This window comes from Type-E symbiont of Plautia stali (assembly GCF_059731115.1).
In genome coordinates this window covers 2439045-2463821 of the sequence record NZ_AP035906.1, presented here as the reverse complement: position 1 = coordinate 2463821, position 24777 = coordinate 2439045, and the positions used below count along the sequence as shown (strand labels likewise).

Below are 24777 nucleotides of genomic sequence, written 5' to 3'. Positions count from 1 at the left end.
ATAATCACAACTTCTCCCACTTTGATAACCGATTGGAATGGATATTAAACTGTTACGCGCCTTTGTGACGCTGGCGCAAGAAGGCACCTACCACTCGGCGGCCAATAAGCTCTGCATCACCCAGCCCGCACTATCGAAACAGATCCAGACACTGGAGCACCTTTCTGGTGTGACGCTATTTCAGCGCGGACGGCATGGCGCGCGGTTAACGGTGGCGGGAGATCAATTGTTAGCGGCTGCCAGCGAGGCAGTGGAACGCTATGCGGATTTTTTCGCTGACGTGACGGCGATCCAAAGAGGGGATTCAGGAAAACTCACTCTGGGTTTTGGCATCTCTTCTTATCTTTTTGCTGCCAAACGTGTCGCTGCCTTTCGCGTTCGTTATCCCGGCGTAAAGGTCTCGCTTAACGATATGCCTTCGGCGGTTCAGACCCAATGGCTTGCTGAAGGACGACTGCAGGTGGGATTTGTGCGCTTACCCGTGCCTGAACCACTGCAAAGTCACAGTCTGGATACGGAACAATTAGTGCTGGCGGTAGCCGCTGATCAATTATTGAGTCACTTAGAAGCAACGCAGGTTATTGAAAATCATCAACTCTTACAGTTGGCACCTCAGCGGGGCGAAGGGCTCACTACGCAGGCCGATCAATTCCTGACCGCAAGAAACCTCACGCCGCGCACGGTGTCGGCTGCTGATGATATCCAGACGTTACTGGCGCTGGTGGCCGCTGGTGATGGTGTGGCGTTACTGCCGGCGAGTGTGAAACACATCCTGCCTGTAGGCGTCACACTATTGCCGCTGGAAGGCGAGCATACCCAATGGCACACCGGTTTGGCGTGGAATGGTCAGATTAAGGACCCGCTAAGAGACAAGTTTTTAGCGATGGTAATGGAAAATGGCCAGATAAATTAACGATGTGGCTGAATTGAAGACAAAAAAAAGCCTGAACTTTCGTTCAGGCTCTTCTTCAAAATGATGGCGGTGAGAGGGGGATTCGAACCCCCGATACGTTGCCGTATACACACTTTCCAGGCGTGCTCCTTCAGCCACTCGGACATCTCACCACATTTTTTCTGCCAACCGCACTGGGTCAACGGGGCGCTACTATAGGGAGTTACCTGAATACGGTCAAGCCCTATTTTCTCCTTTTGTTCTATCCGCTTAAGCTCTGTGCAGCTTGCTGCATCTCTCGCCGAACTGCGTGTTCTGTCATCAAATTATTCCTTCTCTGCCACAAAAGTGTCACCAGACTGTCGCAGACTTGTCTGCGGAAACATTTGGTTATATTTACTGATAAGGATGCTTATAAATGAAACACATACCTCTTTTTACGGTTTCTCTGCTGGCTTCACTCATCGCGACGTCAGCTGTCGCAGATTCAACAACGTATAGCCGCGCCGCCACCGGTGATATCACCGAACACGGTGGCGCGCGCCGCCTCAGCAGCGACCAGACGGAAGCGCTGAAATCCTCATTAATCAATACCACGGCCAAAAACGTCATCTTATTGATCGGCGATGGCATGGGTGACTCGGAAATCACCGCCGCACGAAATCAGGCGATGGGCGCGGGTGGTTTCTTCCCAGGCATTGATGCGCTGCCGTTAACCGGTCAGTACACCCACTACTCGTTAGACAAGAAAACTCACAAACCGAATTACGTGACCGATTCGGCTGCCTCCGCGACCGCCTGGGCGACGGGCACCAAATCTTATAACGGCGCCATCGGCGTAGACGTTAATGGCAAGGATCAGGTCACCATTCTGGAGCTGGCGAAAGCCGCTGGGAAAGCCACCGGTAACGTCTCGACTGCAGAATTACAGGATGCCACGCCCGCCGCTTTGATGGCGCATGTCACGTCGCGTAAATGTTATGGCCCGGAAAAAACCAGCGAGCTGTGTCCCACCAATGCGCTGGAGCAGGGCGGTAAAGGGTCCATCAGCGAGCAGATGCTGAAAACCCGTCCAGATGTCACCCTCGGCGGCGGGGCGAAATCGTTCTCTGAAAGCGCCAAAGCGGGTGAATATCAGGGTAAAACCCTGCGCGAGCAGGCTCAGGCACTGGGCTTCCAGCTGGTCGATAACCTTGATGGCATGAATGCAATTAAACAGGCCGATCAGACGAAGCCGGTGCTCGGGCTGTTCTCTGACGGCAATATGCCGGTTCGCTGGCAGGGACCGAAAGCCAGCTATCACGGCAATATCGATAAACCGGTGGTGACCTGTGAAGTGAATAAAGATCGCCCGGCATCAACACCAACATTGGCGCAGATGACTAAAAAGGCGATTGATCTGCTGAGCACCAATGAGAAAGGTTTCTTCCTGCAGGTGGAAGGCGCGTCAATTGATAAACAGGATCACGCGGCGAACCCGTGCGGCCAGATTGGCGAAACGGTGGATCTGGATGAGGCCGTGCAGCAGGCGCTGGCCTTTGCACGTGAACACGGTGACACGCTGGTGGTAGTGACGGCAGACCATGCGCATAGCAGCCAGATTATTGAAAATGGCCGCAAAGCCCCAGGCCTGACCCAGGCGGTGAACACCAAAGATGGTGCGGTCATGACCATCAGCTACGGTAACTCTGAAGAGGATTCTCAGGGACATACCGGCACACAGCTGCGCATCGCGGCCTATGGGCCTTATGCGGCTAACGTGGTGGGCCTGACCGATCAGACTGACTTGTTCTTTACGCTGAAGGATGCAATGGGCATCAAGTAATCACTCCCGGCAGCAACGAGAATCCCCGCATCAGCGGGGATTTTTCTGGCTGCAGATTGGTGCGAATTACAATCCGCGCTGCGCCATTAAGCGCGCTAAATCCACCAGACGATTTGAGAATCCCCACTCGTTATCGTACCAGGCGAGGATTTTCACCAGGTTGCCGCCAATCACCAGGGTAGAGAGCCCATCAATGATCGATGAACGCGGATCGCCCTGATAATCGCTGGAGACCAGTGGCTCATCGCTGTATCCCAGAATGCCTTTTAATGGACCCTCAGCGGCGGCGGCCTTAAATGCATTGTTCACTTCTTCTGCCGTCACATCACGCTTCAGCGTCACGGTAAGATCCACAATCGACACCACCGGCACCGGTACGCGCAATGAATAGCCCGTCAAACGTCCATCCAACTCGGGAATAACACGGCCCAGCGCTTTAGCCGCACCGCTGGAGTAAGGCACGATTGACAGCGCCGCCGCACGCGCACCGCGCAGATCCTTCTCAGGCTGATCGTGCAGCACCTGGCTATTGGTATATGCATGAGTGGTATTCATTAGACCATGCTCAATACCAAATGCCTGATGCAATACCTGCGCGGCGGGCGCCAGACCGTTGGTGGTACAACTGCCGTTACTCACCACGAAATGCTGCTGGGGATCGTAACGCTGGTCGTTCACACCCAGCACAATCGTCAAATCATCGTTTTTACCAGGAGCAGAGATAATCACTCTTTTTGCGCCGCCGTGCGTGATATGCACTGCCGCTTTCTCGCGCTCGGTGAAGAAGCCGGTGGCTTCAATCACAATATCAACACCCACGTCACGCCAGCGGATATTGGCCGGGTCGCGCTCGCTGAACACCCGCACTGGCTTACCATCGATGCGCAGCTCACCCTCACCGGCCTCAACTTCTGCAGGAAGTCTGCCCAGCAGTGAATCGTGTTTAAGCAGATGCGCCAGCGTTTTGCTGTCGGTGAGATCGTTAATCGCCACAATCTCAATATCATCGCTTCCCAGTGCGGCGCGGAATACGTTACGTCCGATACGGCCAAAACCGTTAATGCCAACCTTGATCATCATTGACTCCTTATCCGAAGTGGTTGCAGTCAATGTAGGACGATGCGTGATTGGCGTAAACGACAAAAAAGGATCACTTTACGCCATTTTACGGCAGTGAAAGCGTTGGCGATATTCACCCGGAGTGAGATGCAGCTGGCGCTCAAAACTGCGGCGCAAATTGATGCTGCTGCCAAATCCGGTGTCAAGGGCGATACTTTCCAGCGTCGCGCGACTCTGCTCCAGCTGTTCTCGTGCGGCGGCCAGTCGCGCTTCTGCGACATAGCGCGCCGGTGACGCACCGGTTTCACGGGTGAATACGCGGGTGAAATTGCGTGGACTCATGGCGACACGTTCGGCCAATTTCTCAACCGACAGATCTTTCGCCAGGTTGGCGCGTATCCAGCTTTGCAGATCGTGGATCGGGCCGGTGCTGGTTTGTTGTAGCTGGTAGCGGCTGAACTGCATCTGTCCGCCGGGGCGACGCAAATACATCACCATATCCTGAGCGATATCGCGTGCTACGCTGAAACCAAAATCCTCTTCAACCAGCGCCAGCGTGAGATCAAAGCCGGAGCTGACGCCGCCGGACGTCCAGATAGGACCATCCTGAATATACAGCGGACCCCCTTCCACCTGGACACGGGGGAAGCGGGTTTGCAGGGTTTCCAGCAGGCGCCAGTGTGACGTGGCGCGGCGTCCATCCAGCAAACCGGCTTCAGCGAGCAGCATCGCGCCACCACAAATTGACACCACACGCCGAGCCTGCGGAGCCGCCAGCCTGATGAAATCCACCACCATATTGCCCTCTTCAACGCTGTCACCGCGTCCGGTAATCATGATGGTGTCCCAGGCGGCGCGGGGATCTAATTCGGCCAGCTTCAGGTCAGCCAGCAGGTTGAGGCCCGACTGACCATGGATCACCTGATGCGGCTGCGTGGTGGCGATATTGACGCGATAACGTGGCTGATCAACGCCAACGGGCAGGTGCAGGTTGGCGTGCATCAGGATGTCGGCAATACCGGCGGCTTCAAATAACATGCCGCCATCGGGGACGATAACGAGAAAGTGCTTCATGGCGTAAAATGCTCATCGTGGCAAAATAAGCCAGATTATCGCACGGCGCCGTTATTTTTGCTGGTAATACGGTCCCTGGGTGATCGAATTACGCAGCACCAGTCGGCCCGGCATCAGTGGCTGCGCCGTCACGCTTTCGCCATCCAGCATTTTAGACAGTTGCGTTAATGCGCTCGACACCATCTCAGCAACCGGAACATGCACCGTGGTTAACGCCGGCAGGAGATAGGGCGCAACCGGGATATCATCAAAGCCCAGCAAGGAGACGTCATGCGGGATGCGCAAACCCGCGTTGTGCAAGGCGCAGGCGGCGCCAATCGCCATATCATCATTGCTGGCGACAATCGCGGAAAATCTGACTTTACGACGTAACAGGGCTTCAACCGCCAGCTGCCCACTGGCGCTGGTCCAGCAGCCGTCCAGCATCAGGTTTTCGTCGTATTCAATGCCATTTTCCATCAACGATGAAATATAGCCTTTCAGGCGACTTAATCCGGTGTGAGAGCTGCCCATCCCTTTGATAAAAGCGATCTCGCGGTGGCCCTGAGCAATTAAATGATTCACCGCGTTGAGGGTGTCATTTTCGTGGTCAGCACACACCGAATATTGCGGATGCTGCTTCAAACGGCGGTTTAACACGATTAACGGCTTACTCATACCAGGAATAAGGGCATCAATATCTTCCACGCTTAAATAGCGCGGATAGATAATCACGGCATCGCAAAAGCTATCGATTAAAAAGTTTATGGCCTCGCGCTCTTGCTGCGCATTGTGTTTACCATCGCCCAGCACCAGTTGTGAACCGAGTTTTTCCGTCATGGTCGCGGCCTGGAATAGTAGCTCGGTAAAAAAGGGACCATTGTAAAGCGTGTTGGGCACCATCAGACCAATACTGTGCGAACGGTTGGTCGCAAGACTTCGTGCCAGCAGATTAGGACGGTAATCCATCTCATCTATGGCCAGCATCACCCGATCCCGCACCGTTTTAGACACATAAGCATGGCCAGCCAGCACCCGTGACACCGTGGCTTTTGACACACCTGCGCGTTTTGCGACATCAAGCATTGTCGTCATTTATCTTCCTTCTCAGCGTTCTCGCGCATTGTAGCGCAAAAGCTCAATCTGAAAACCGCAGAGTGAGGCTCTTCTAACCGATAACGTTTTTTCTCATTATCATCTGATTTCATCACATATTTAAAAGGCTAACATAAAAATAATATGAAACCGGTCTCAGATTAATCATCTTTTCACTCTTTAAATAAGGTTTAACGGTTTGAGTTATGGATCACAAAAAGAACAAATTGAATCTGTAACCGGTTGCAGAAACGATTCTCGGCGCGTAATTATTTAAAAAAACGGAGGGTGTCATGGTGAAAATTCTATTGTGTTGTTCCGCAGGTATGTCAACCAGCATGGTCGTACAAAGAATGCAGAAAGCCGCTACGCAGCTGGGTTTAGAAGCCACAATTGATGCCGTTGGCATGGAAGAGTTCAGTGAAAAAATCGCCGAGTATGACTGTTGTCTGCTAGGCCCGCAGATCAAATATAAGCTGGCAGATTTCGAACGTCAGGCACAGGAGTATCACAAACCGGTTACCGTCATTAATACCATGGATTACGGCATGTTAAATGGCGAAAAGATCCTGAAGTCGGCGCTCGCCCTGATTGATGCTAATAAGGGGGCATGATGAGTACACTGGCTGACTCCTTATTTGGTGTGATTGAAAACCGCATCAGCCCGATTGCTGCGCGACTCTCCTCGCAACGGCATGTGGTGGCGATCAAGGACGGATTTATTGCCTCGATGCCGTTCCTGATTGTCGGCTCATTTATGCTGCTGTTCTCACATCCTCCTTTCAGTCAGGACAGCCAATGGGGCTTCGCCCAGTGGTGGCTGGGTATGGTGAAGCAGTACAACGACCAGCTGATGATGCCCTACAACATGACGATGGGCATCATGGCGGTGTTCATCACCGGCGCGATTGCCTATAACCTGGCGCAAAGCTACAAACTAAATGGCCTGATGGCGGCGCTGCTGTCGCTGATGACTTTTTTGGTGGTGGCTGCACCGGAAAAGAACGGCGCATTGTCCGTCGCTTCGCTGGGTGGGGAAGGGATATTCACCGCCATTCTGATCAGCCTGTACTGCACGGAAGTGATGCACTGGCTGGTGAAGTACAACATTGGTTTCAAACTGCCGGAACAGGTGCCGCCGAAAATTCGTCAGTCCTTTGACCTGCTGATCCCCATCATGGTGATTTTCCTCACGCTCTACCCGCTGAACCTGTTTATGGAGAGCCACTTTGGTCTGTTGATTCCTCAGGCCATCATGTCAGTGTTTGCGCCAATTATCTCAGCAGCCGATTCACTGCCTGCGGTGCTCATCGCCGTATTGCTATGTCATTTGCTGTGGTTCGCCGGCATTCACGGCGCGGCGATTGTCGGCGGCATCCTGCAGGCATTCTGGCTGAGTAATCTGGGACTGAACCAGGAAGCGTTAAATGCCGGGCAAGAGATCCCTAAAATCTTTATCGAGCCATTCTGGCAATTCTTCATCACCGTAGGCGGATCGGGTGCCACCATGGGCCTGGTGATTCTCTATCTGCGCAGCCGCTCCGCGCATCTGCGCGCCATCGGCCGCCTAGGCTTTGTACCCGGTATGTTTAACATCAATGAGCCGATTATTTTCGGTTCGCCGGTGGTGATGAATCCGCTGCTGTTTATTCCCTTTATCACCACGCCGTTGATCAACGCGGTTATCGCCTGGACCGCCACCCGCACCAACCTGATCAACCACGTCATTTCGCTGGCACCCTGGACCACGCCGGGACCGATTGGTGCCGCCTGGTCAACCGGCTGGGACTGGCGCGCAGTGGTGTTAGTCGCGTTCCTGATTTGTTTGTCCACGCTGATTTATTACCCGTTCTTCAAAATGTATGAACGCCAACTGCTTGCGCAGGAAGAAGAGATGGCGCAGGAACAACTGGCTGAGGAGATGAAGTAATGCAAGAGATGCAGGAAATGGAAAGCACGGTGATGGAGCTAATCATTCATGCCGGGGAAGCCCGTTCATCATCGATGCAGGCACTGCAAGCGGCCCGAAAACACAACTGGCAGGAAGCCGATGCGTTGCTGGCAAGTGCACGAAATGCTGCGCGCGAAGCCCACAAAATTCAAACCGCGTTGATCGGTGCGGATGAAGGCTGCGGCAAAATTCCGGTCAACCTGATTATGGTGCATGCGCAGGATCATCTGATGAACGCCATGTTGTGCCGCGATTTAGTTGAAGAGCTGATCTATCTGCATCGTCAGGTGCAGGAATTATCGAAAACCCACTTGCAGTAAGACGCAGTTAATCACATGAAAGGATGGATTATGTCTCAGTTACCGGCTGATTTTTTATGGGGCGGCGCCGTTGCCGCGCATCAGGTTGAAGGTGGATGGAACGAAGGCGGTAAAGGGCCGAGCATCGTCGATGTGTTGACGGGCGGAGCGCATGGCGTTGAACGTGAAATTACCGATGGCATTGTCGAGGGGAAACACTACCCCAATCATCAGGCCACCGATTTTTATCATCATTACAAAGATGATATCGCGTTGTTTGCCGAGATGGGTTTTAAATGTTTTCGTACCTCGATTGCCTGGACACGCATCTTCCCGAAAGGCGATGAGCAACAACCTAACGAAGCGGGCCTGCAGTTCTACGACGACATGTTTGATGAGCTGCTCAAATATGGCATCGAACCGGTGATTACGCTGTCGCACTTCGAGATGCCATTGCATCTGGTGCAGCAATATGGCGGCTGGCTGAATCGTGAATTGATCGATCTCTTTGTGCGCTATAGCGAAGTGGTGATGAAGCGCTACAAAGGCAAAGTGAAATACTGGATGACCTTTAACGAGATCAACAACCAGCGTAACTGGCGTCGACCGCTATTCGGCTACAGCAACTCAGGCGTGATTTTTACCGATCATGAAAATCCGGAAGAGGTGATGTATCAGGTACTGCATCATCAATTTGTGGCCAGTGCCAAAGTGGTGAAGCTGGGGCATCAAATCAATCCTGAATTCAAGATTGGTTGCATGCTGGCGATGGTGCCGCTTTATCCGTGGTCATGCCATCCTGATGACGTGATGTACGCGCAAAAGTCGATGCAGGAACGCTATCTGTTTGGCGATGTGCACATGCGCGGTGCCTATCCTTCGTACATTTTGAAAGAGTGGGAACTGCGCGGATTCCACATTGAGATGGCGCCGGAAGATGCACAAACGCTGCGAGAAGGCTGCACCGACTATCTCGGCTTTAGCTATTACATGAGTAACGCCGTGGAGTATGCCAGTGCAACGCGCATGGACAGCGCACTTGAAGCTTTCCCCGGCAGCCGTAAAAACCCTCACGTTCAGGCGTCAGATTGGGGATGGCAGATTGATCCCGTCGGCCTGCGCTACACGCTAAATGCGCTGTATGAGCGTTACCAGAAGCCGCTGTTTATTGTGGAAAATGGTTTTGGCGCCGTCGATCAACGTGAGGCCAACGGCGAGGTCAATGATGACTATCGTATTGCCTACCTGCGTGAACACATCGAGCAAATGAAAAAAGCCGTACTGGAAGATGGCGTGGATTTAATGGGCTTCACGCCCTGGGGCTGTCTGGACTGTGTCTCTTTTGGCACCGGCCAATACAGCAAACGCTACGGCTTTATTTACGTAAACCGTAATGACGATCAAACCGGCGATTTTTCGCGCTCGAAGAAAAAGAGTTTTGCCTGGTATAAACAGGTCATCGCCTCGCAAGGTGAAGCGCTTTAATTCGCATTGCCCGGGCAGGTAGCCCGGTTAAATCAGAGTTGTCATCTCTTCGGCAGTGAATATCCTTTCCAGCCTGCGCAGGCAGGCTGAATAAATAACATGAACCCGAACCAGGAAAAATATCATCCATGCGGTGAGGCCTGATGCTGCCTGAAACGGCGCTTCTGCTCACCTGATTGCAACCAAACGGAGTTATATCCTATGCCAAATAAGATCAAGATTGTCACTATCGGTGGGGGTTCCAGCTATACGCCTGAGTTGATTGAAGGACTTATCCTGCGTCAGGAGCAGTTACCGATTGCCGAGTTGTGGCTGGTCGATATTGAGGACGGCGCAGAGAAGATGGAAATCGTCGGCAGTATGGCAAAGCGCATGATCGCGGCTGCCAAACTCGACTGGCAGGTGCATCTTTCTCTCGATCGCAAGGAAGCGTTAAAGGATGCGGATTACGTGACCACCCAGTTCCGCGTGGGGTTGCTGGACGCGCGCTTAAAAGACGAAGTGATTCCGTTGGCCAATGGTTTGCTGGGTCAGGAAACCAACGGCCCGGGCGGGATATTTAAAGCGTTTCGCACGGTGCCGGTGATTCTCGACATTATCGAGGATATGCGTCAATTGTGCCCCAACGCCTGGCTGGTGGATTTCACTAATCCGGCAGGCATGGTCACCGAAGCGGCGATTAAATATGGCAAGTGGGAAAAAACCGTTGGCCTGTGCAATGTGCCGTTCGGCCATATCACTCAGGCTTGCAGCGTGCTCGGTGCGGAAGAGAAAGATCTCTATTTCAAGTTTGCCGGACTTAACCATTTCCACTGGCATCGCGTCTGGGATCAGCAGGGCAATGAACGCACCGCCGAACTGATTGATAAAATATATTCCCCAGACCAGCAGGAAACAAGCGATGAAGGGCTGAAAAATATTCATCAGATTCCTTTTAATTACGATCAGGTAAAACATCTCGGCCTGCTGCCCTGTGGTTATCACCGCTATTATTACCTGCAGGAACCAATGCTCGCTCATGCCATCGAAGAGTTCGAACAGTATGAAACGCGTGCTGAAGTGGTGAAGAAAACCGAAGCGCGGCTGTTCGAGTTATATAAAGACGTGAACCTTAATTACAAGCCTGAAGAGTTAAGTCAGCGGGGCGGGGCGCATTACAGCGACGCGGCCTGCGATCTCATTGCATCGATTCAAAATAACAGCGGAAAATTAATGGTGGTCTCAACGCGCAATAACGGCGCGATTGCCGATTTACCGTTTGATTGCGTGGTAGAAGTCACCGCTGCGATTACTTCTCATGGCGCAGAACCGCTGCGTTGGGGAGCGTTACCGCCTGCGGCGCGCGGCATGATTCAGTTAATGAAAGCCATGGAGGAAACAGTGATTGAAGCCGCCGTTACTGGAGATTACGGTGCGGCATTACACGCTTTCACCATTAATCCGCTGATTCCGGCGGGCGACACGGCGATAAAAGTTCTGGATCAATTGTTGTATGCCCATAAAGCCTATTTGCCGAAGTTCGCCAGCAAAATTGCGGAGATTGAGCAGACCAAATCGGAGATCGCTACCTTCGTCGATCAGTTACTGGCCGACAGGCAAGCGCACGCGCATAAGGCGTGATGAGGTTTTATCAGGATCGAATGAGGCAGAAAGGAGACTGAAGACGGTGCCCGTTTGAACATCGCTGGGCACCGGTAAAAGCACTCACCGTCCTGTTGGGCGGTGAGTGGATCAGCATTACGCGGTGAGTTCGTCACGTACGATAGCAGCACCCGCGCTCAAGGCTTCCAACTTACCTCTGGCAACACGGCGCGACAGTGGCGTCATACCGCAGTTAGTAGAAGGATAAAGCTTATCGGCGTCGACAAACTGCAGTGCTTTACGCAAGGTATCAGCGACTTCTTCCGCAGTTTCAATGGTGTTGGTCGCCACATCAATGGCACCGACCATCACTTTTTTGCCACGGATCAGCTCAATCAGATCCATTGGCACGCGCGAATTCTGCGCTTCCAGTGAAATGATATCGATAGAAGACTTTTGCAGTTTAGGGAACACTTCTTCGTACTGACGCCACTCAGTGCCAAGCGTCTTTTTCCAGTCGGTATTCGCTTTAATGCCGTAGCCATAGCAAATGTGCACGGCGGTTTCGCACTTCAGACCTTCAACGGCTCTTTCCAGTGCGGCAATGCCCCAGTCATTCACTTCATCGAAGAACACATTAAATGCGGGTTCATCAAACTGAATAATATCAACACCGGCTGCTTCTAACTCTTTGGCTTCCTGGTTAAGAATTTTGGCAAATTCCCAGGCGAGTTTTTCACGGCTTTTGTAGTGACCATCATAAAGCGTATCGATCATGGTCATTGGGCCTGGCAGAGCCCACTTAATCTGTTGTTTGGTTTGCTGGCGCAGGAATTTAGCATCTTCAACAAACACCGGCTTTTTACGCACTACTTCACCGATCACGCTCGGCACGCTGGCGTCATAGCGATTGCGAATTTTCACAATCTCACGTTTTTCAAAATCAACGCCGCTGAGATGCTCAATAAAGGTGGTGACGAAGTGCTGGCGCGTTTGCTCACCATCACTGACGATATCAATACCCGCTAATTGCTGATCCTGCAGGGATAACAGCAGGGCATCTTTTTTGCCCTCGGCTAATTCATCACCCTGCAATTTCCATGGCGACCACAGCGTTTCAGGTTGAGCAAGCCAGGCCGGTTTCGGTAAGCTTCCTGCCGTTGAAGTAGGCAATAACAATTTCATAATCAATAACCTTTTATTTTGGCTTAATCAAAGAACGTAATGTGCAGACCACTGCTCAAGAATGTCTTGATAGGGTTTGATGAAGTGCTCTTCCGTATACTTCCCCTGCTCAATAGCCAACCGGCTGCGTTCTTCTCGATCGTAAACAATGCGCGTTAATGAATGGTCGCCATGTGTCAGGCTTGGCTGATAGCACTGGCCTGCGGCAGAGTTGGCATTGTAAATTTCCGGGCGGTAAATCTTCTGGAACGTCTCCATGGTGCTGATGGTGCCGATCAGTTCCAGATCCGTGTAATCATTCAGCAAGTCACCGGTGAAATAGAAAGCTAATGGCGCGACGCTGTTTTCAGGCATGAAGTAGCGCGCCTGCAATCCCATTTTGCCGAAGTAATGGTCGGTGAGAGACAGCTCATCTTGCTGATATTCAAAGCCCAATACCGGATGCTGATAGTCAGTGCGATGATAGGTGTTCTTGCTCGATACGCTCAGGCAGATTACTGGCTTTTTATTAAAGCGCTCCTGATAAGCCGCCGAGTTGACGAAACTTTTAAAGATATTGCCGTGCAGATCACCGAAACCTTCCGGCAGGCTGAAACCGGAGTTATTGTTATTGGCCGCCAGCAGACGCACGCTAAAATCGTAATCACGCACGTAGGACGAGAAGTTATTGCCTACGATGCCATCGGTACGCTGCTGAGTTTTGCGATCAACAATATTGGTTTTCAGGATTTCGATCACCGGGAAGGTTTTGCCATTGCCTTCAATATCAATTTCCGCAGAAATGATTTCCAGCTCAACGGCATAACGATCGCCTTTTGGGTTGTCCGCGTGCGCCAGAGAGTTGAAACGGTTGTTCATCATCATTAAGGCATTGCGCAAATTCTGCTGGCGATGGGTTCCACGTGCCAGGTTAGCAAAGTTCGTGGTGATGCGCGTATTTTCAGATGGATTGTAGTTCTCATCGAAAACGCTGCTCTTAATTGAAAATGCAAAATCGTTGCTCATGATGCTCGGGTATCCTGATTTCAGCTGCAAAACCTTTCCGGCTTTAGGCGGGTAGACCTGATACTGCGGCCTATCACCTGCGGTAGATTTCACATTGTCTTAAGTCAATAACAATGCGAATTTTATGCCAGAGTCACTCAGTGATTGAAAGTGATTAAACTTCAAACCTGCATGAGCCAATTTCATGATCGGGTTCACACTCTGAAGCAGGGTGGTCAGAAGGGGGATTTTTTGCGGAAAAGCGAGCGTTGAATGTTTGTTAGACCAGAGATTAAAGCGATGTGATGGTCAGCACGCCCGGAGGCGACGCGGAAGAATTTACCTAATGGGAAATAAAAAATCCACGCCAGGCGTGGATTTTTTTGGCTGAATTTAATTCAACAGGGTCAAATCATCGACTTGAAGATTAGACGTTGAACAGGAAGTTCATCACGTCGCCATCTTTCACGATGTACTCTTTACCTTCTGAACGCATCTTGCCGGCTTCTTTCGCGCCTTGCTCACCTTTGTAGGTGACAAAGTCATCAAACGCGATGGTTTGCGCACGGATAAAGCCTTTCTCGAAGTCGGTATGAATTTTACCGGCAGCCTGCGGCGCGGTGGCACCCACTGGGATGGTCCACGCACGCACTTCTTTCACGCCAGCGGTGAAGTAAGTTTGCAGGTTGAGCAGGGCATAACCTGCACGGATCACGCGGTTCAGACCCGGCTCTTCCAGACCCAATTCCGCCATGAACTCGTCACGCTCTTCGTCATCCAGCTCAGCGATGTCAGATTCAACGGCTGCGCACACCGGCACCACCACTGAACCTTCGGCTTCTGCAATCGCACGCACCTGATCAAGATACGGGTTGTTTTCAAAACCGTCTTCGTTGACGTTGGCGATGTACATGGTTGGCTTCAGGGTCAGGAAGCTCAGGTAGCGAATGGCCGCTTTCTCGTCTGCATCCAGTTTCAGCGCGCGTAACATGCCCGCTTCGGACAGATGCGGCAGGCACTTCTCTAATGCAGCCAGCTCAGCTTTAGCATCTTTGTCGCCGCCTTTGGCTTTCTTCTGACAACGCTGAATGGCACGTTCACAGGTATCCAGATCGGACAGCGCCAGCTCAGTGTTGATAACGTCAATATCTTCCGCCGGGTTCACTTTGCCGGAAACGTGAATAATATTGTCGTTCTCGAAGCAACGCACCACGTGGCCGATAGCTTCGGTTTCACGGATGTTGGTCAGGAACTGGTTACCGAGGCCTTCACCTTTGGATGCGCCTTTCACCAGACCGGCGATATCGACGAATTCCATGGTGGTCGGCACAACACGCTGTGGCTTAACGATTTCGCTCAGCTGATCGAGGCGCAGATCGGGCATTGGCACCACACCGGTGTTTGGCTCGATGGTGCAGAACGGAAAGTTGGCTGCTTCGATACCCGCTTTAGTCAGCGCGTTGAACAGAGTGGATTTACCGACGTTCGGCAGGCCCACAATACCGCATTTAAATCCCATGGTCTGATTACCTTTCTCACTGAGTGTACGGCACTGGCTGGCAGCGCCGACAGATTCAAAAAATTTCGCGCATTATACACAGAATTGCCTTCTGCGGCGCGGGAATTGGGCTTAGCCAGCCTTGAACGCATGCAGGCGGTTCATCGCCTTGATTTTGTCTTCTTTCAGCCACAGTTCTGTGCAGCGCACCGCTTCATCCACGGCATCGTCAATCAGTTTTTGCTCGCTGGCAGGCGGTTTGCCTAACACGAAGCCGGTAACCTTATTGCGATCGCCGGGATGACCGATGCCAACCCGCAGGCGATGGAAATTATTGTTATTGCCCAGCTTGCTGATGATGTCTTTCAGACCGTTATGCCCGCCATGACCACCGCCCTGTTTGAATTTGGCGATGCCAGGAGGCAGATCCAGTTCATCGTGTGCCACTAAAATCTCTTCCGGTGCGATGCGATAAAAGGTCGCCATTGCCGCAACCGCTTTGCCACTCAGGTTCATAAAAGTAGTGGGCACCAGCAAACGGACATCTTCACCCGCCAGTGACAGGCGTGCAGTGTAGCCGTAGAATTTCGGCTCCTCTTTCAATGACTGATTGTTCCGGTCGGCCAGCAAATCCACATACCAGGCACCTGCGTTATGGCGCGTTGCGGCGTATTCAGCGCCGGGATTGGCCAGCCCCACAATCAGTTTAATGCTGCTCACGATGTTTATCCTGTCTTGCTGCGGAAAGGGCGATAGTTTACTGCCTGCAAGCGGCGATGACAAAGGGTGCTGAGTACAGATGATACCTCTGCGTGACTTATCAATTTCTATCGAAATCAAGCCTCTGGCCGTAAAGAAATGTCAGAGATTGTGAAGGATGTGTGATCCTGTACGCAACTTAACCGGCAGTCATTGCCTAAACTTATGACAAGTTAACCATATGTGCTGTTTTGCTTTTTTCATAAGGATGGAGGTGAATCATGAAACGTCAACAATGCCGCTATTTAGGTAATGGCCTGATGTGTTTAGGTTTACTGACGATGGTATTAGGCGTCGGCTATTCCATTATTAATCAGCTGCCTGCGTTAAATCTGCCGCAGTTCCTCGCACATGGTGCTATGTTCAGCATCTTTGTCGGGGCACTGCTGTGGCTGGCGGGGGCACGCGTCAGCGGACGTGAGCGTGTCGAAGACCGCTACTTTTGGTTACGCCATTACGGTGACAAACGCTGCCGCCGCAATCACTCTTCACATTAAGAGAGAGCGGCTTCCTGCACCGGCTGTAACTGCACGAAATAACGTTCGACGCGGTTACGGCCACTGGCTTTTGCACGGTATAACGCTTCGTCCGCCAGGCCGAGTAAAATCGGGAAGGTGTGATCGCGATGGTTAGCGGTAGCATAGCCAATACTCACGGTATAGCAGACGTCGTTGGGCTGCGACAGCTGTGTCGCCAGACGGATACGCTCACACACCCGTTCTGCATCCTCGCTATTGCCCGGCAGAATCGCCGCAAACTCTTCACCGCCCAGACGGGCAAAATGACTTTCTGCGGGCAGCAACGCCTGCACCACCTGACAAAAATCGATTAATACGCGGTCACCTTGCAGATGGCCGTAACGATCGTTAATGCCTTTGAAATGGTCAAGATCAAACAGCACAGCGGTGTAAACCAGCGGTTGGGGATTTCGCGTGTTACGCACCACTAATCTGTCGGCTTGCTCGAACAGGGCGCGACGATTCCAGACGCTGGTCAGGGGATCGTGAAGCGAGGCTCGTTTGTGAGCTATTTGCGTGCGCTCATTGACCATCGCCAGAATGGTAAACGTCAGGCCAATCACAAACAGAATGGATTCTAGAATCACGTACACCGAAAAACTGGAACCGGCTATCGCGCCGCGCACCGGCGTAGCGATGGCGTCATCCAGGAAAATGCGCGCCACGTGAAACAGCAGATGGATCCACAGCAACATCTGCGCCGGCCAAAAGGTCACCTGCAGTGCATCGCGCGATTGCCACAACAGGCGAATCAGGGCACCGGTGTAAATAATGCAAAGCAGACATATGACTAAAACGCGTTTAGGTTGGCTGGCGTAAAACTGCGGGAACGTACATAGAATGGCCCATAACAATGCAGCCGCTAACCAGCTGAATCCGAGAGGTTTATTGCAGAATGCTCGAAAAGCGTTCAGCAGATTGCCATAGGCCAGCATCATCACCACGTTGCCGACAGCGATGGGAAGAAAAACAAATCCAGCACTGCGCAGACTGCTGAGAAACACCGCTGTCAGGGTCAATGTGAGCGCCAGCGTAGTGAACCCCAGCACGCGATCGTACTGCGCACCCACCCAGGCGAACACCAAAATAATGCTCAAAAAACCCAGCACATAGAGCTCGCAAACAAATAGTGTGTAAATGTCGAGAGTCATAGTGGTCGGAGTTCTCAGAAAAAAGTGTGGAGAAAAATACCACTAATCAATGGCCCGCTAAAGTGCAGCATCGCGTGTCGAATGAAAAGAGTGTAAGGCAGGGAGAATAGCGAATTTTAACGAAATTTATCGCGAAAATATCTGTAGCGAGAGCGGCTTAATCGGTAAATGAAGCGGATTGTTGGGAATAAAAACCGGGCGCGGGGCCCGGTTTCATGCAATGTATTAATGTTCGAACATTGCGGAGATGGACTCTTCGTTACTGATACGGCGAATCGCTTCGGCCAGCATGCCAGAGAGCGTTAAGGTACGCACGATTGGCAGGGCTTTCATCTCGTCTGACAGCGGAATAGTGTCGCACACGATAACCTGATCGATCACTGACTTACGCAGGTTTTCGACCGCGTTACCAGAGAAGATGGGGTGAGTCGCATAAGCGAAGACACGTTTCGCGCCGCGCTCTTTCAACGCTTCAGCTGCTTTGCACAGCGTACCGCCGGTGTCGATCATATCGTCGACCAGTACACAGTCACGACCTGCCACGTCACCGATGATGTGCATCACCTGAGAAACGTTCGCACGCGGGCGACGTTTATCGATGATAGCCATATCAGTGTCATTGAGCAGCTTAGCAATAGCACGCGCACGCACGACGCCGCCGATGTCCGGAGAAACCACAATCGGGTTTTCCAGGCCAATCTGCAGCATATCTTCCAGCAGGATTGGGCTACCGAACACGTTATCAACCGGGACATCGAAGAAGCCCTGGATCTGTTCGGCGTGCAGATCAACCGTCAGAACACGGTCAACACCCACGCTGGAGAGGAAATCGGCAACCACTTTGGCGGTGATAGGCACACGAGCAGAACGCACGCGGCGGTCCTGACGGGCATAACCAAAGTAAGGGATAACAGCAGTAATACGACCAGCAGAAGCCCGACGCAACGCGTCGACCATCACAACCAGCTCCATCAGATTATCATTGGTGGGGGCACAGGTGGACTGGATGATGAAAATATCACCACCGCGTACATTTTCGTTGATCTGTACACTTACTTCACCATCGCTGAAACGGCCGACAGCGGCGTCTCCGAGGCTAGTGTAAAGGCGGTTGGCAATACGTTGTGCTAGTTCCGGGGTGGCGTTACCAGCAAATAGCTTCATATCAGGCACGAGAAGAACCTCAGGCTTGGCGTCCAGAGAATGAACGTTTCAAAAGTAACCGGCGAATACTTTTGAAGTCGTTCATACGGGTGTGTTAATGCGTCACGTGCAGTGCCTGGAACAGGGTGGCACTGTCACGCAAACGCTTAGAGCCCGGAAAGGGTGCGTTGCAACGGCGAGATATTAAGCCCGCGCGCCACAAATCCGCAAATCCATTTCGGGGCAAGCTCCAGCACCTGACGAGCAGCGGATTCGGTGCTAAATTCAGCAAATACACAAGATCCGGTCCCGGTCAGGCGCGACGGCGCGTATTCTAGCAGCCAGGAAAGCAGCGCATCAACCTCGCGAAAACGTTTTCTTGCCACAGCTTCACAATCATTGTGAAAAGGACGCTGTAACAGTTCATCTAATGTGCGTATCGGTGAATTGCGCGTCAAGTCTGGATCACGAAAGATATCCGGCGTGCCGATGCTAATACCAGGATGAGCCACCAGATACCATTTTTCTTCCGGTTCAGCAGGCTGAATCTCCTCGCCAACCCCTTCGGCAAAGGCGGCGTGACCACGCACGAATACCGGAACATCAGCACCAAGCTGCACGCCAAGGGTGGCTAACTCATCCACGCTAAGCCCGGTTTGCCATAAATGGTTCAGCGCCACCAGCACGGTCGCGGCATCGGAAGAGCCTCCGCCCAGTCCGCCGCCCATCGGAAGACGTTTTTCCAGGGCTATCTCCGCACCCGCGTTTTCGGGCAGCGTACCGCGAACGACCGCGGCTTGCTGTAACATCCGCGCCGCCCGCACGATCAGGTTATCGTCATCGGAGACGCCCGCTAACGGCGTCAGCAGTGTAATGTTCCCACTGCTGTCAGGCGTGATATCAAGCGTGTCGCCGTGATCAAGAAACTGAAACAGCGTTTGCAGATTGTGGTAGCCGTCAGCGCGACGGCCCGTAATGTAGAGAAACAGATTCAGTTTTGCCGGAGCAGGCCAGGTGGTGATCATTGCGTGGTCCAGCTATCCATGCGCAGTTTGATACGCTGACCACCTTCTGTCAGTTCCAGGTTGGCCGGCAGCGGTGGATTGACCTTGCTGTCGTAATCAGAGATGTTCACTTTCCACTGCTGGCCATTACGGCTGTAATTCACACTCTGCAACTGATAGCTGCTATTGAGCTGATAATCCGTGGCATCACCCGGCAGACCCATCATCCACTGACGCAGATTCGCCAGCGGAATATCCATGCCGGTCAACTGTGAAATCATCTTCTCAGCGTCATTGCTCACATAGCGCTTGCCTTTGTTATCGACAATTTGCACCACCGACCCCTGCGCATCCAGCTGCAACTCGGTGCTGCCCAGCGGATTGGTTAACAACAGACGATAGCGATCGGCGGCGGTTTGCTGCCAGTTAAAGCGCGCATAGACTTTTTGCTTATCGGAAAGATAGGCAAAAGCGCCACGCGTTTGATATTGGGTGATTTTCTCAACGGCTTGCTGATGCTGCTGCCATTGCGGTGAGGTGGTGCTGGGGCCAGGACCTTGTGGTTTGTTGATGCTACAAGCAGCCAGCAATACGCTGGCAAGGGGCAAAAGGCGCAACAGCTTGCGCGGGGGCAAATGCATCACGTGGTCGTCTCCTCAGACACGTTTTTACTTCGTAACCGATAACGCTAACCATCCAATACTATGCCGTCAATGCCGATGTAAGGATAATTGCGCACGATCAGTTTAATCTTATTACAGTCATAGCCTTTGTATGGCTTTTCTTGATCTGTGGCATCTTGTAGAATGCGCTTCACAAAGCCCTGACAAATATTGGGACATCCCAACCCGAATCACCATGACGCTGCTTGCTCTCGGAATCAACCACAAAACCGCACCTGTTGCGCTGCGCGAACGCGTTGCGTTTCTGCCAGACACGCTGGATCAGGCTCTGAATAGCCTGTTGTCCCAGCCGATGGTTCAGAGTGGTGTGGTGCTCTCAACCTGTAATCGTACTGAACTCTATCTCAGCGTAGAGCAGCAGACAGATTTGCAGGAGAGGTTGGTGCGCTGGTTGTGCGAGTATCACGATCTGCGTGAAGAGGATGTCCGTGCCAGCCTTTACTGGCATCAGGACAACGCCGCCGTCAGCCATCTGATGCGCGTTGCCAGCGGTCTGGATTCGCTGGTATTGGGCGAACCGCAAATTCTCGGCCAGGTTAAAAAGGCCCATGCTGATTCTTCGCGTGACCATGCGCTAAGCAGCGAGCTGGAGCGCATGTTCCAGAAGACCTTCTCCGTCGCTAAACGTGTTCGCACCGAAACTGAAATCGGTGCCAGCGCGGTCTCTGTCGCCTTCGCCGCCTGTTCTCTGGCGCGTCAAATCTTCGAATCACTCAGCACGGTCAACGTGTTGCTGGTGGGCGCCGGAGAAACCATCGAGTTAGTGGCGCGTCATCTGCGTGAACACAAAGTGCAGAAGTTGATGATTGCCAACCGCACCCGCGAGCGTGCGCAGCTGCTGGCCGATGAGGTGGGCGCAGAAGTGATTGGGTTGGGTGATATTGAAACCCGTCTGGCCGATGCGGATATCATTATTTCTTCTACTGCCAGCCCGCTGCCGATTATTGGCAAAGGCATGGTGGAGCGCGCTTTGAAAGCACGTCGCAACCAGCCGATGCTGCTGGTGGATATCGCCGTACCGCGTGATGTCGAACCTGAAGTGGGTAAGCTGGCGAACGCCTATTTGTACAGCGTCGATGATCTGCAAGCGATCATCGAGCAGAATATGGCACAACGCAAAGCCGCTGCAGTCCAGGCCGAAAGCATTGTTGTGCAGGAAAGTGGCGAATTTATGGCGTGGCTGCGTGCGCAAAGCGCGGGCGACACCATTCGCGAATATCGTTCACAGGCGGACGACGTGCGTGCCGAGTTGCAGGAGCGTGCCATTGCCGCACTGCGTCAGGGCGCAGATGCCGAGAAAGTCTTGCAAGAGTTAGCGCACAAGCTGACCAACCGTCTGATTCATGCACCAACCAAATCACTGCAGCAGGCCGCGCGCGATGGCGACAACGAACGCCTGCAGATCTTACGTGACAGCCTCGGTTTAGAGTAATCTGGTCTGTCACGACCTATCACTGGGATACCCTCTATTACATGAAGAGCTCTATTGTTGCCAAGCTGGAAGCCCTCCAGGAACGCCACGAAGAAGTTGAAGCGTTGCTGGGCGATGCCGGCGTCATTGGCGATCAGGAACGTTTTCGCGCCTTATCACGCGAATATGCACAGTTGACCGATGTGACCCGTTGCTTCCGCGACTGGCAGCAGGTGCAGGAAGATATCGAAACAGCTGAAATGATGCTCGACGATCCTGAAATGCGTGAAATGGCTAACGAAGAGTTAAAAATTTCGCGTGAGAAGCGTGAAGTGCTGGAACAACAGCTTCAGGTGCTGCTGCTGCCAAAAGATCCCGATGATGAACGTTCGTGCTTTGTGGAAGTGCGCGCCGGAACCGGCGGAGATGAAGCGGCAATTTTCGCAGGCGATCTGTTCCGTATGTACAGCCGTTATGCCGAAGCACGCCGCTGGCAGGTCGAGATCATTAGCGCCAACGAAGGCGAGCACGGCGGCTACAAAGAAGTTATCGCCCGAATTAATGGTGAAGGCGCTTACGGTCGTTTGAAATTCGAATCCGGCGGTCATCGCGTTCAGCGCGTCCCGGAAACCGAATCTCAGGGCCGTATTCATACCTCTGCCTGCACCGTGGCGGTGATGCCAGAATTGCCGGAAGCAGAAATGCCGGAAATCAACGCGGGCGATCTGAAGATCGATACCTTCCGCTCCTCTGGTGCCGGTGGTCAGCACGTTAACACCACCGACTCAGCGATTCGTATTACCCACTTGCCCACCGGTATTGTGGTTGAGTGTCAGGACGAACGTTCCCAGCACAAAAACAAAGCCAAAGCGCTGGCGGTATTGGGTGCGCGTATTCATGCCGCCGAAACCGCCAAGCGTAACGCTGCTGAAGCCTCAACCCGCCGTAACCTGCTGGGCAGCGGCGACCGTTCGGACCGTAACCGCACTTACAACTTCCCGCAGGGTCGTGTTACCGATCATCGTATCAACCTGACGCTGTACCGCCTGGATGAAACCATGGAAGGGAAGCTGGATACGCTGATCGAGCCGATTGTGCAGGAGTATCAGGCCGATCAGCTGGCCGCGCTGGCTGGACAAGACTGATGATGATTCGCCACTGGCTCAAGCACGCAGTGGTCGCGCTCTGTGGCGGAGACAGCCCGAAGCGGGATGCGGAGATTTTGCTGGGATTCGTAACGGGAAAATCACGCAGCTGGCTGGTGGCGTTTGACGATCATGAACTCGACGCTACTCAGCTTGCCGAACTTGATGCGCTGCTGGCGCGTCGGGTGAAAGGCGAACCGATTCCGCATCTGGTGGGCGAGCGTGAGTTTTGGTCGCTGCCGTTGCGCGTCAATGATGCCACATTAATTCCGCGTCCGGATACCGAAGTGCTGGTGGAACAGGCGCTCTTACGTATTCCCGTAACACCGTCCTCCTTGCTCGATCTTGGCACCGGCACCGGAGCCATCGCGTTAGCGCTGGCGAGTGAACGTCCTGACTGCCAGGTGCTGGGCTGCGACCGTATCCCAGCAGCCGTGGCGCTGGCGGAAGAGAATGCTCAGCGGTTGCACATTAGCAATGCGCGTTTCCAGCTCAGCCACTGGTTCGATGACATTCCCGCCCAGTGTTTCGATCTCATCGTTAGTAACCCGCCTTATATCGATGCCGCCGATGAACATCTGCAGCAGGGAGATGTGCGCTTTGAACCGCTTAGTGCACTGGTGGCCGATGAAGCCGGGCTGGCCGATTTACGTTTGATTATTCACCGTGCTCCACAGTGGTTGCAGCCTGGCGGCTGGCTGTTGCTGGAGCACGGCTGGCAACAAGATGAAGCTGTGCGCGCCATCATGACGCAGCACGGCTATCAGCAGGTCAGCAGCATTAACGATTATGGCGGCAATCCGCGCGTCACACTTGGGCAATTTTTTTGATTTAAGGAAGCACCATGGCAAGCTGGTATCCGCTGATTAAACATTTTCACCTGCTGACGGTAGCGTTGACGATCAGCTTGTTTCTGCTGCGTTTTTACTGGTTAACCACCGGTTCAGCGATGCTACAGCGTCGCTGGGTGCGCATTGCGCCGCATATTAATGACACCTTTTTGCTGCTCAGTGGCGTGTGGCTGGTGGTGATCACACACTTTTATCCGTTCTCACCGCAAGGAAGCTGGCTGACGGAGAAGCTGTTAGGGGTTATTATCTACATCGCCTTAGGTTCCGTGGCATTGAGCCGTCGCCCACGCAAGATGGGGACACGTTGGATCGCTTGTCTGATTGCAATCGTAGCACTGCTGTTTGTGATTAAGCTGGCGATGACCAAAATGCCGTTATTGGGGATAGTATGACCTCGCCAGAGCTAGTTGATTACAGTGAAACACCGTTGAGTGAAGCGGTGATTGGCGCAACCTGCGCCATACGCAATGATTTTTCTGCGCCATCCGTTCAGCAACAGCTGGCGGCATTAGTTGAAGAAGCACGGGAATACGTCAGTAGCGAACAGGATGCCGACTTGCAACTGGGCAAGCTGCTTGAATTGTTTTATCGCCAGTGGGGCTTTGGTGGCGCCAGTGGCGTCTACAATTTGTCCGATGCGCTGTGGATCGATAAAGTGCTGAAGAGCCGACAGGGCACAGCCGTATCGCTGGGGGTGATACTGTTACACATTGCCGACGAGCTGGAGCTGCCGCTGATCCCGGTGATTTTCCCCACCCAGTTGATTCTGCGTGCTGACTGGCTGGACGGTGAAATGTGGTTGATCAACCCTTTCAACGGCGAAACGCTGGATACACATACGCTGGAAGTGTGGCTGAAGGGCAATATCAGCCCGACTGCGAAGCTCTACAATGATGATCTGGATGAAGCCAAAACCATCAACGTGATGCGTAAAATGCTGGATACGTTGAAAGCGGCACTGATGGAAGAGAAGCAGATGGAACTGGCGTTAAACGTCAGCCAGGTACTGCTGCAGATTGATCCCGATGACCCGTATGAAATCCGCGATCGGGGGTTAATCTACGCTCAGCTTGAGTGTGAACATATCGCGCTGACCGATTTGACCTACTTCGTTGAACAGTGTCCAGAAGATCCGGTCAGCGAAATGATTAAAGTGCAGATTCACGCAATTGAACAGAAACAGGTGACGCTGCACTAAGCGTCAC

24 protein-coding genes and 1 tRNA gene are annotated in these 24777 nt (G+C 52.8%); 13 read left to right on the top strand and 12 right to left on the bottom strand.

Annotation, left to right across the window (positions count from 1 at the left end):
- Positions 1–37 precede the first annotated feature (37 nt).
- Positions 38–913, top strand: a complete 876-nt coding sequence (locus AC6I8L_RS11320) for a LysR family transcriptional regulator (protein WP_058960229.1) — start codon at positions 38–40, stop codon at positions 911–913.
- Positions 914–977: 64 nt separating this feature from the next.
- On the opposite strand, the gene AC6I8L_RS11315 is transcribed toward AC6I8L_RS11320, so the two are convergent.
- A tRNA-Ser gene (locus tag AC6I8L_RS11315) sits at positions 978–1065 on the bottom strand.
- Between the two features lie 245 nt (positions 1066–1310).
- Between AC6I8L_RS11315 and phoA the strand changes: the two genes are divergently transcribed.
- Entirely contained in the window at positions 1311–2717 is a 1407-nt protein-coding gene (phoA, locus tag AC6I8L_RS11310) for an alkaline phosphatase (protein ID WP_058960228.1), read from the top strand.
- Positions 2718–2783: 66 nt separating this feature from the next.
- Here phoA and gap read toward each other — a convergent pair whose 3' ends face one another.
- The 3 genes from gap to AC6I8L_RS11295 form a co-directional block, all read right to left on the bottom strand.
- Positions 2784–3794, bottom strand: coding sequence for a type I glyceraldehyde-3-phosphate dehydrogenase (gap, locus tag AC6I8L_RS11305; RefSeq protein ID WP_058960227.1), 1011 nt, complete (start codon positions 3792–3794; stop codon positions 2784–2786).
- A 78-nt stretch (positions 3795–3872) separates the two neighbouring features.
- Positions 3873–4850, bottom strand: coding sequence for a GlxA family transcriptional regulator (locus AC6I8L_RS11300; protein ID WP_058960226.1), 978 nt, complete (start codon positions 4848–4850; stop codon positions 3873–3875).
- Between the two features lie 51 nt (positions 4851–4901).
- Entirely contained in the window at positions 4902–5924 is a 1023-nt protein-coding gene (locus tag AC6I8L_RS11295; RefSeq protein WP_058960225.1) for a LacI family DNA-binding transcriptional regulator, read from the bottom strand.
- Between the two features lie 293 nt (positions 5925–6217).
- On the opposite strand from AC6I8L_RS11295, the gene AC6I8L_RS11290 reads away from it, so the two are divergent.
- The 5 genes from AC6I8L_RS11290 (at position 6218) to AC6I8L_RS11270 (ending at position 11279) form a co-directional block, all read left to right on the top strand.
- The gene (locus tag AC6I8L_RS11290) at positions 6218–6538 is read left to right on the top strand and encodes a PTS sugar transporter subunit IIB (protein ID WP_058960224.1); all 321 of its coding nucleotides are present in this window, start codon (positions 6218–6220) and stop codon (positions 6536–6538) included.
- On the top strand, positions 6538–7854 hold the full coding sequence (locus AC6I8L_RS11285) for a PTS sugar transporter subunit IIC (protein ID WP_034824306.1): 1317 nt from the start codon (positions 6538–6540) through the stop codon (positions 7852–7854). The genes AC6I8L_RS11290 and AC6I8L_RS11285 overlap by 1 nt, the downstream gene beginning before the upstream one ends.
- Before the next feature lie 8 nt (positions 7855–7862).
- Positions 7863–8195: a PTS lactose/cellobiose transporter subunit IIA gene (locus AC6I8L_RS11280; RefSeq protein WP_034825225.1), complete on the top strand. Its 333-nt coding sequence runs from the start codon at positions 7863–7865 to the stop codon at positions 8193–8195.
- A gap of 30 nt (positions 8196–8225) precedes the next feature.
- Positions 8226–9659, top strand: a complete 1434-nt coding sequence (locus AC6I8L_RS11275; protein ID WP_058960223.1) for a 6-phospho-beta-glucosidase — start codon at positions 8226–8228, stop codon at positions 9657–9659.
- Positions 9660–9860: 201 nt separating this feature from the next.
- Positions 9861–11279 carry a 6-phospho-beta-glucosidase gene (locus tag AC6I8L_RS11270; protein ID WP_058960222.1) on the top strand — a complete coding sequence of 473 codons (1419 nt, stop codon included), beginning with the start codon at positions 9861–9863 and terminating at the stop codon, positions 11277–11279.
- A 117-nt stretch (positions 11280–11396) separates the two neighbouring features.
- Here AC6I8L_RS11270 and AC6I8L_RS11265 read toward each other — a convergent pair whose 3' ends face one another.
- From AC6I8L_RS11265 to pth, 4 genes are all read right to left on the bottom strand, one after another.
- Positions 11397–12425: a methionine synthase gene (locus AC6I8L_RS11265; protein ID WP_058960221.1), complete on the bottom strand. Its 1029-nt coding sequence runs from the start codon at positions 12423–12425 to the stop codon at positions 11397–11399.
- Between the two features lie 27 nt (positions 12426–12452).
- On the bottom strand, positions 12453–13430 hold the full coding sequence (locus tag AC6I8L_RS11260; RefSeq protein ID WP_058960220.1) for a DUF1852 domain-containing protein: 978 nt from the start codon (positions 13428–13430) through the stop codon (positions 12453–12455).
- Between the two features lie 406 nt (positions 13431–13836).
- Positions 13837–14928 carry a redox-regulated ATPase YchF gene (ychF, locus tag AC6I8L_RS11255; RefSeq protein ID WP_034824290.1) on the bottom strand — a complete coding sequence of 364 codons (1092 nt, stop codon included), beginning with the start codon at positions 14926–14928 and terminating at the stop codon, positions 13837–13839.
- Positions 14929–15039: 111 nt separating this feature from the next.
- The gene (gene pth / locus AC6I8L_RS11250; RefSeq protein ID WP_034824288.1) at positions 15040–15627 is read right to left on the bottom strand and encodes an aminoacyl-tRNA hydrolase; all 588 of its coding nucleotides are present in this window, start codon (positions 15625–15627) and stop codon (positions 15040–15042) included.
- Positions 15628–15887: 260 nt separating this feature from the next.
- Here pth and ychH point away from each other — a divergent pair, with 260 nt between their 5' ends.
- Complete coding sequence (gene ychH, locus AC6I8L_RS11245) at positions 15888–16163, top strand: stress-induced protein YchH (protein WP_058960219.1); 276 nt, start codon at positions 15888–15890, stop codon at positions 16161–16163.
- Here the strand turns inward: ychH and AC6I8L_RS11240 are convergent.
- The 4 genes from AC6I8L_RS11240 to lolB all read right to left on the bottom strand — a co-directional run bounded on the left by AC6I8L_RS11240 (position 16160) and on the right by lolB (position 20123).
- On the bottom strand, positions 16160–17335 hold the full coding sequence (locus AC6I8L_RS11240) for a GGDEF domain-containing protein (protein ID WP_058960218.1): 1176 nt from the start codon (positions 17333–17335) through the stop codon (positions 16160–16162). The two genes, ychH and AC6I8L_RS11240, sit on opposite strands and share 4 nt — an antisense overlap.
- Before the next feature lie 225 nt (positions 17336–17560).
- Complete coding sequence (gene prs / locus AC6I8L_RS11235; RefSeq protein ID WP_034824282.1) at positions 17561–18508, bottom strand: ribose-phosphate diphosphokinase; 948 nt, start codon at positions 18506–18508, stop codon at positions 17561–17563.
- A 137-nt stretch (positions 18509–18645) separates the two neighbouring features.
- Positions 18646–19500: a 4-(cytidine 5'-diphospho)-2-C-methyl-D-erythritol kinase gene (gene ispE, locus AC6I8L_RS11230; protein WP_167347109.1), complete on the bottom strand. Its 855-nt coding sequence runs from the start codon at positions 19498–19500 to the stop codon at positions 18646–18648.
- Positions 19500–20123 carry a lipoprotein insertase outer membrane protein LolB gene (lolB, locus tag AC6I8L_RS11225; protein ID WP_034824277.1) on the bottom strand — a complete coding sequence of 208 codons (624 nt, stop codon included), beginning with the start codon at positions 20121–20123 and terminating at the stop codon, positions 19500–19502. Before lolB ends, ispE begins: the two co-directional genes overlap by 1 nt.
- A 217-nt stretch (positions 20124–20340) precedes the next feature.
- On the opposite strand from lolB, the gene hemA reads away from it, so the two are divergent.
- The 5 genes from hemA to sirB1 are packed head-to-tail and all read left to right on the top strand — an operon-like array spanning position 20341 to position 24770.
- Complete coding sequence (hemA, locus tag AC6I8L_RS11220) at positions 20341–21597, top strand: glutamyl-tRNA reductase (protein WP_058960216.1); 1257 nt, start codon at positions 20341–20343, stop codon at positions 21595–21597.
- A 41-nt stretch (positions 21598–21638) separates the two neighbouring features.
- The gene (gene prfA, locus AC6I8L_RS11215; RefSeq protein ID WP_034824272.1) at positions 21639–22721 is read left to right on the top strand and encodes a peptide chain release factor 1; all 1083 of its coding nucleotides are present in this window, start codon (positions 21639–21641) and stop codon (positions 22719–22721) included.
- Positions 22721–23551: a peptide chain release factor N(5)-glutamine methyltransferase gene (prmC, locus tag AC6I8L_RS11210; RefSeq protein WP_058960215.1), complete on the top strand. Its 831-nt coding sequence runs from the start codon at positions 22721–22723 to the stop codon at positions 23549–23551. The genes prfA and prmC overlap by 1 nt, the downstream gene beginning before the upstream one ends.
- 14 nt (positions 23552–23565) lie before the next feature.
- Positions 23566–23964, top strand: a complete 399-nt coding sequence (locus AC6I8L_RS11205; RefSeq protein WP_058960214.1) for a SirB2 family protein — start codon at positions 23566–23568, stop codon at positions 23962–23964.
- Entirely contained in the window at positions 23961–24770 is an 810-nt protein-coding gene (gene sirB1 / locus AC6I8L_RS11200; RefSeq protein WP_034824266.1) for an invasion regulator SirB1, read from the top strand. The genes AC6I8L_RS11205 and sirB1 overlap by 4 nt, the downstream gene beginning before the upstream one ends.
- The last annotated feature ends 7 nt before the right edge of the window (positions 24771–24777 follow it).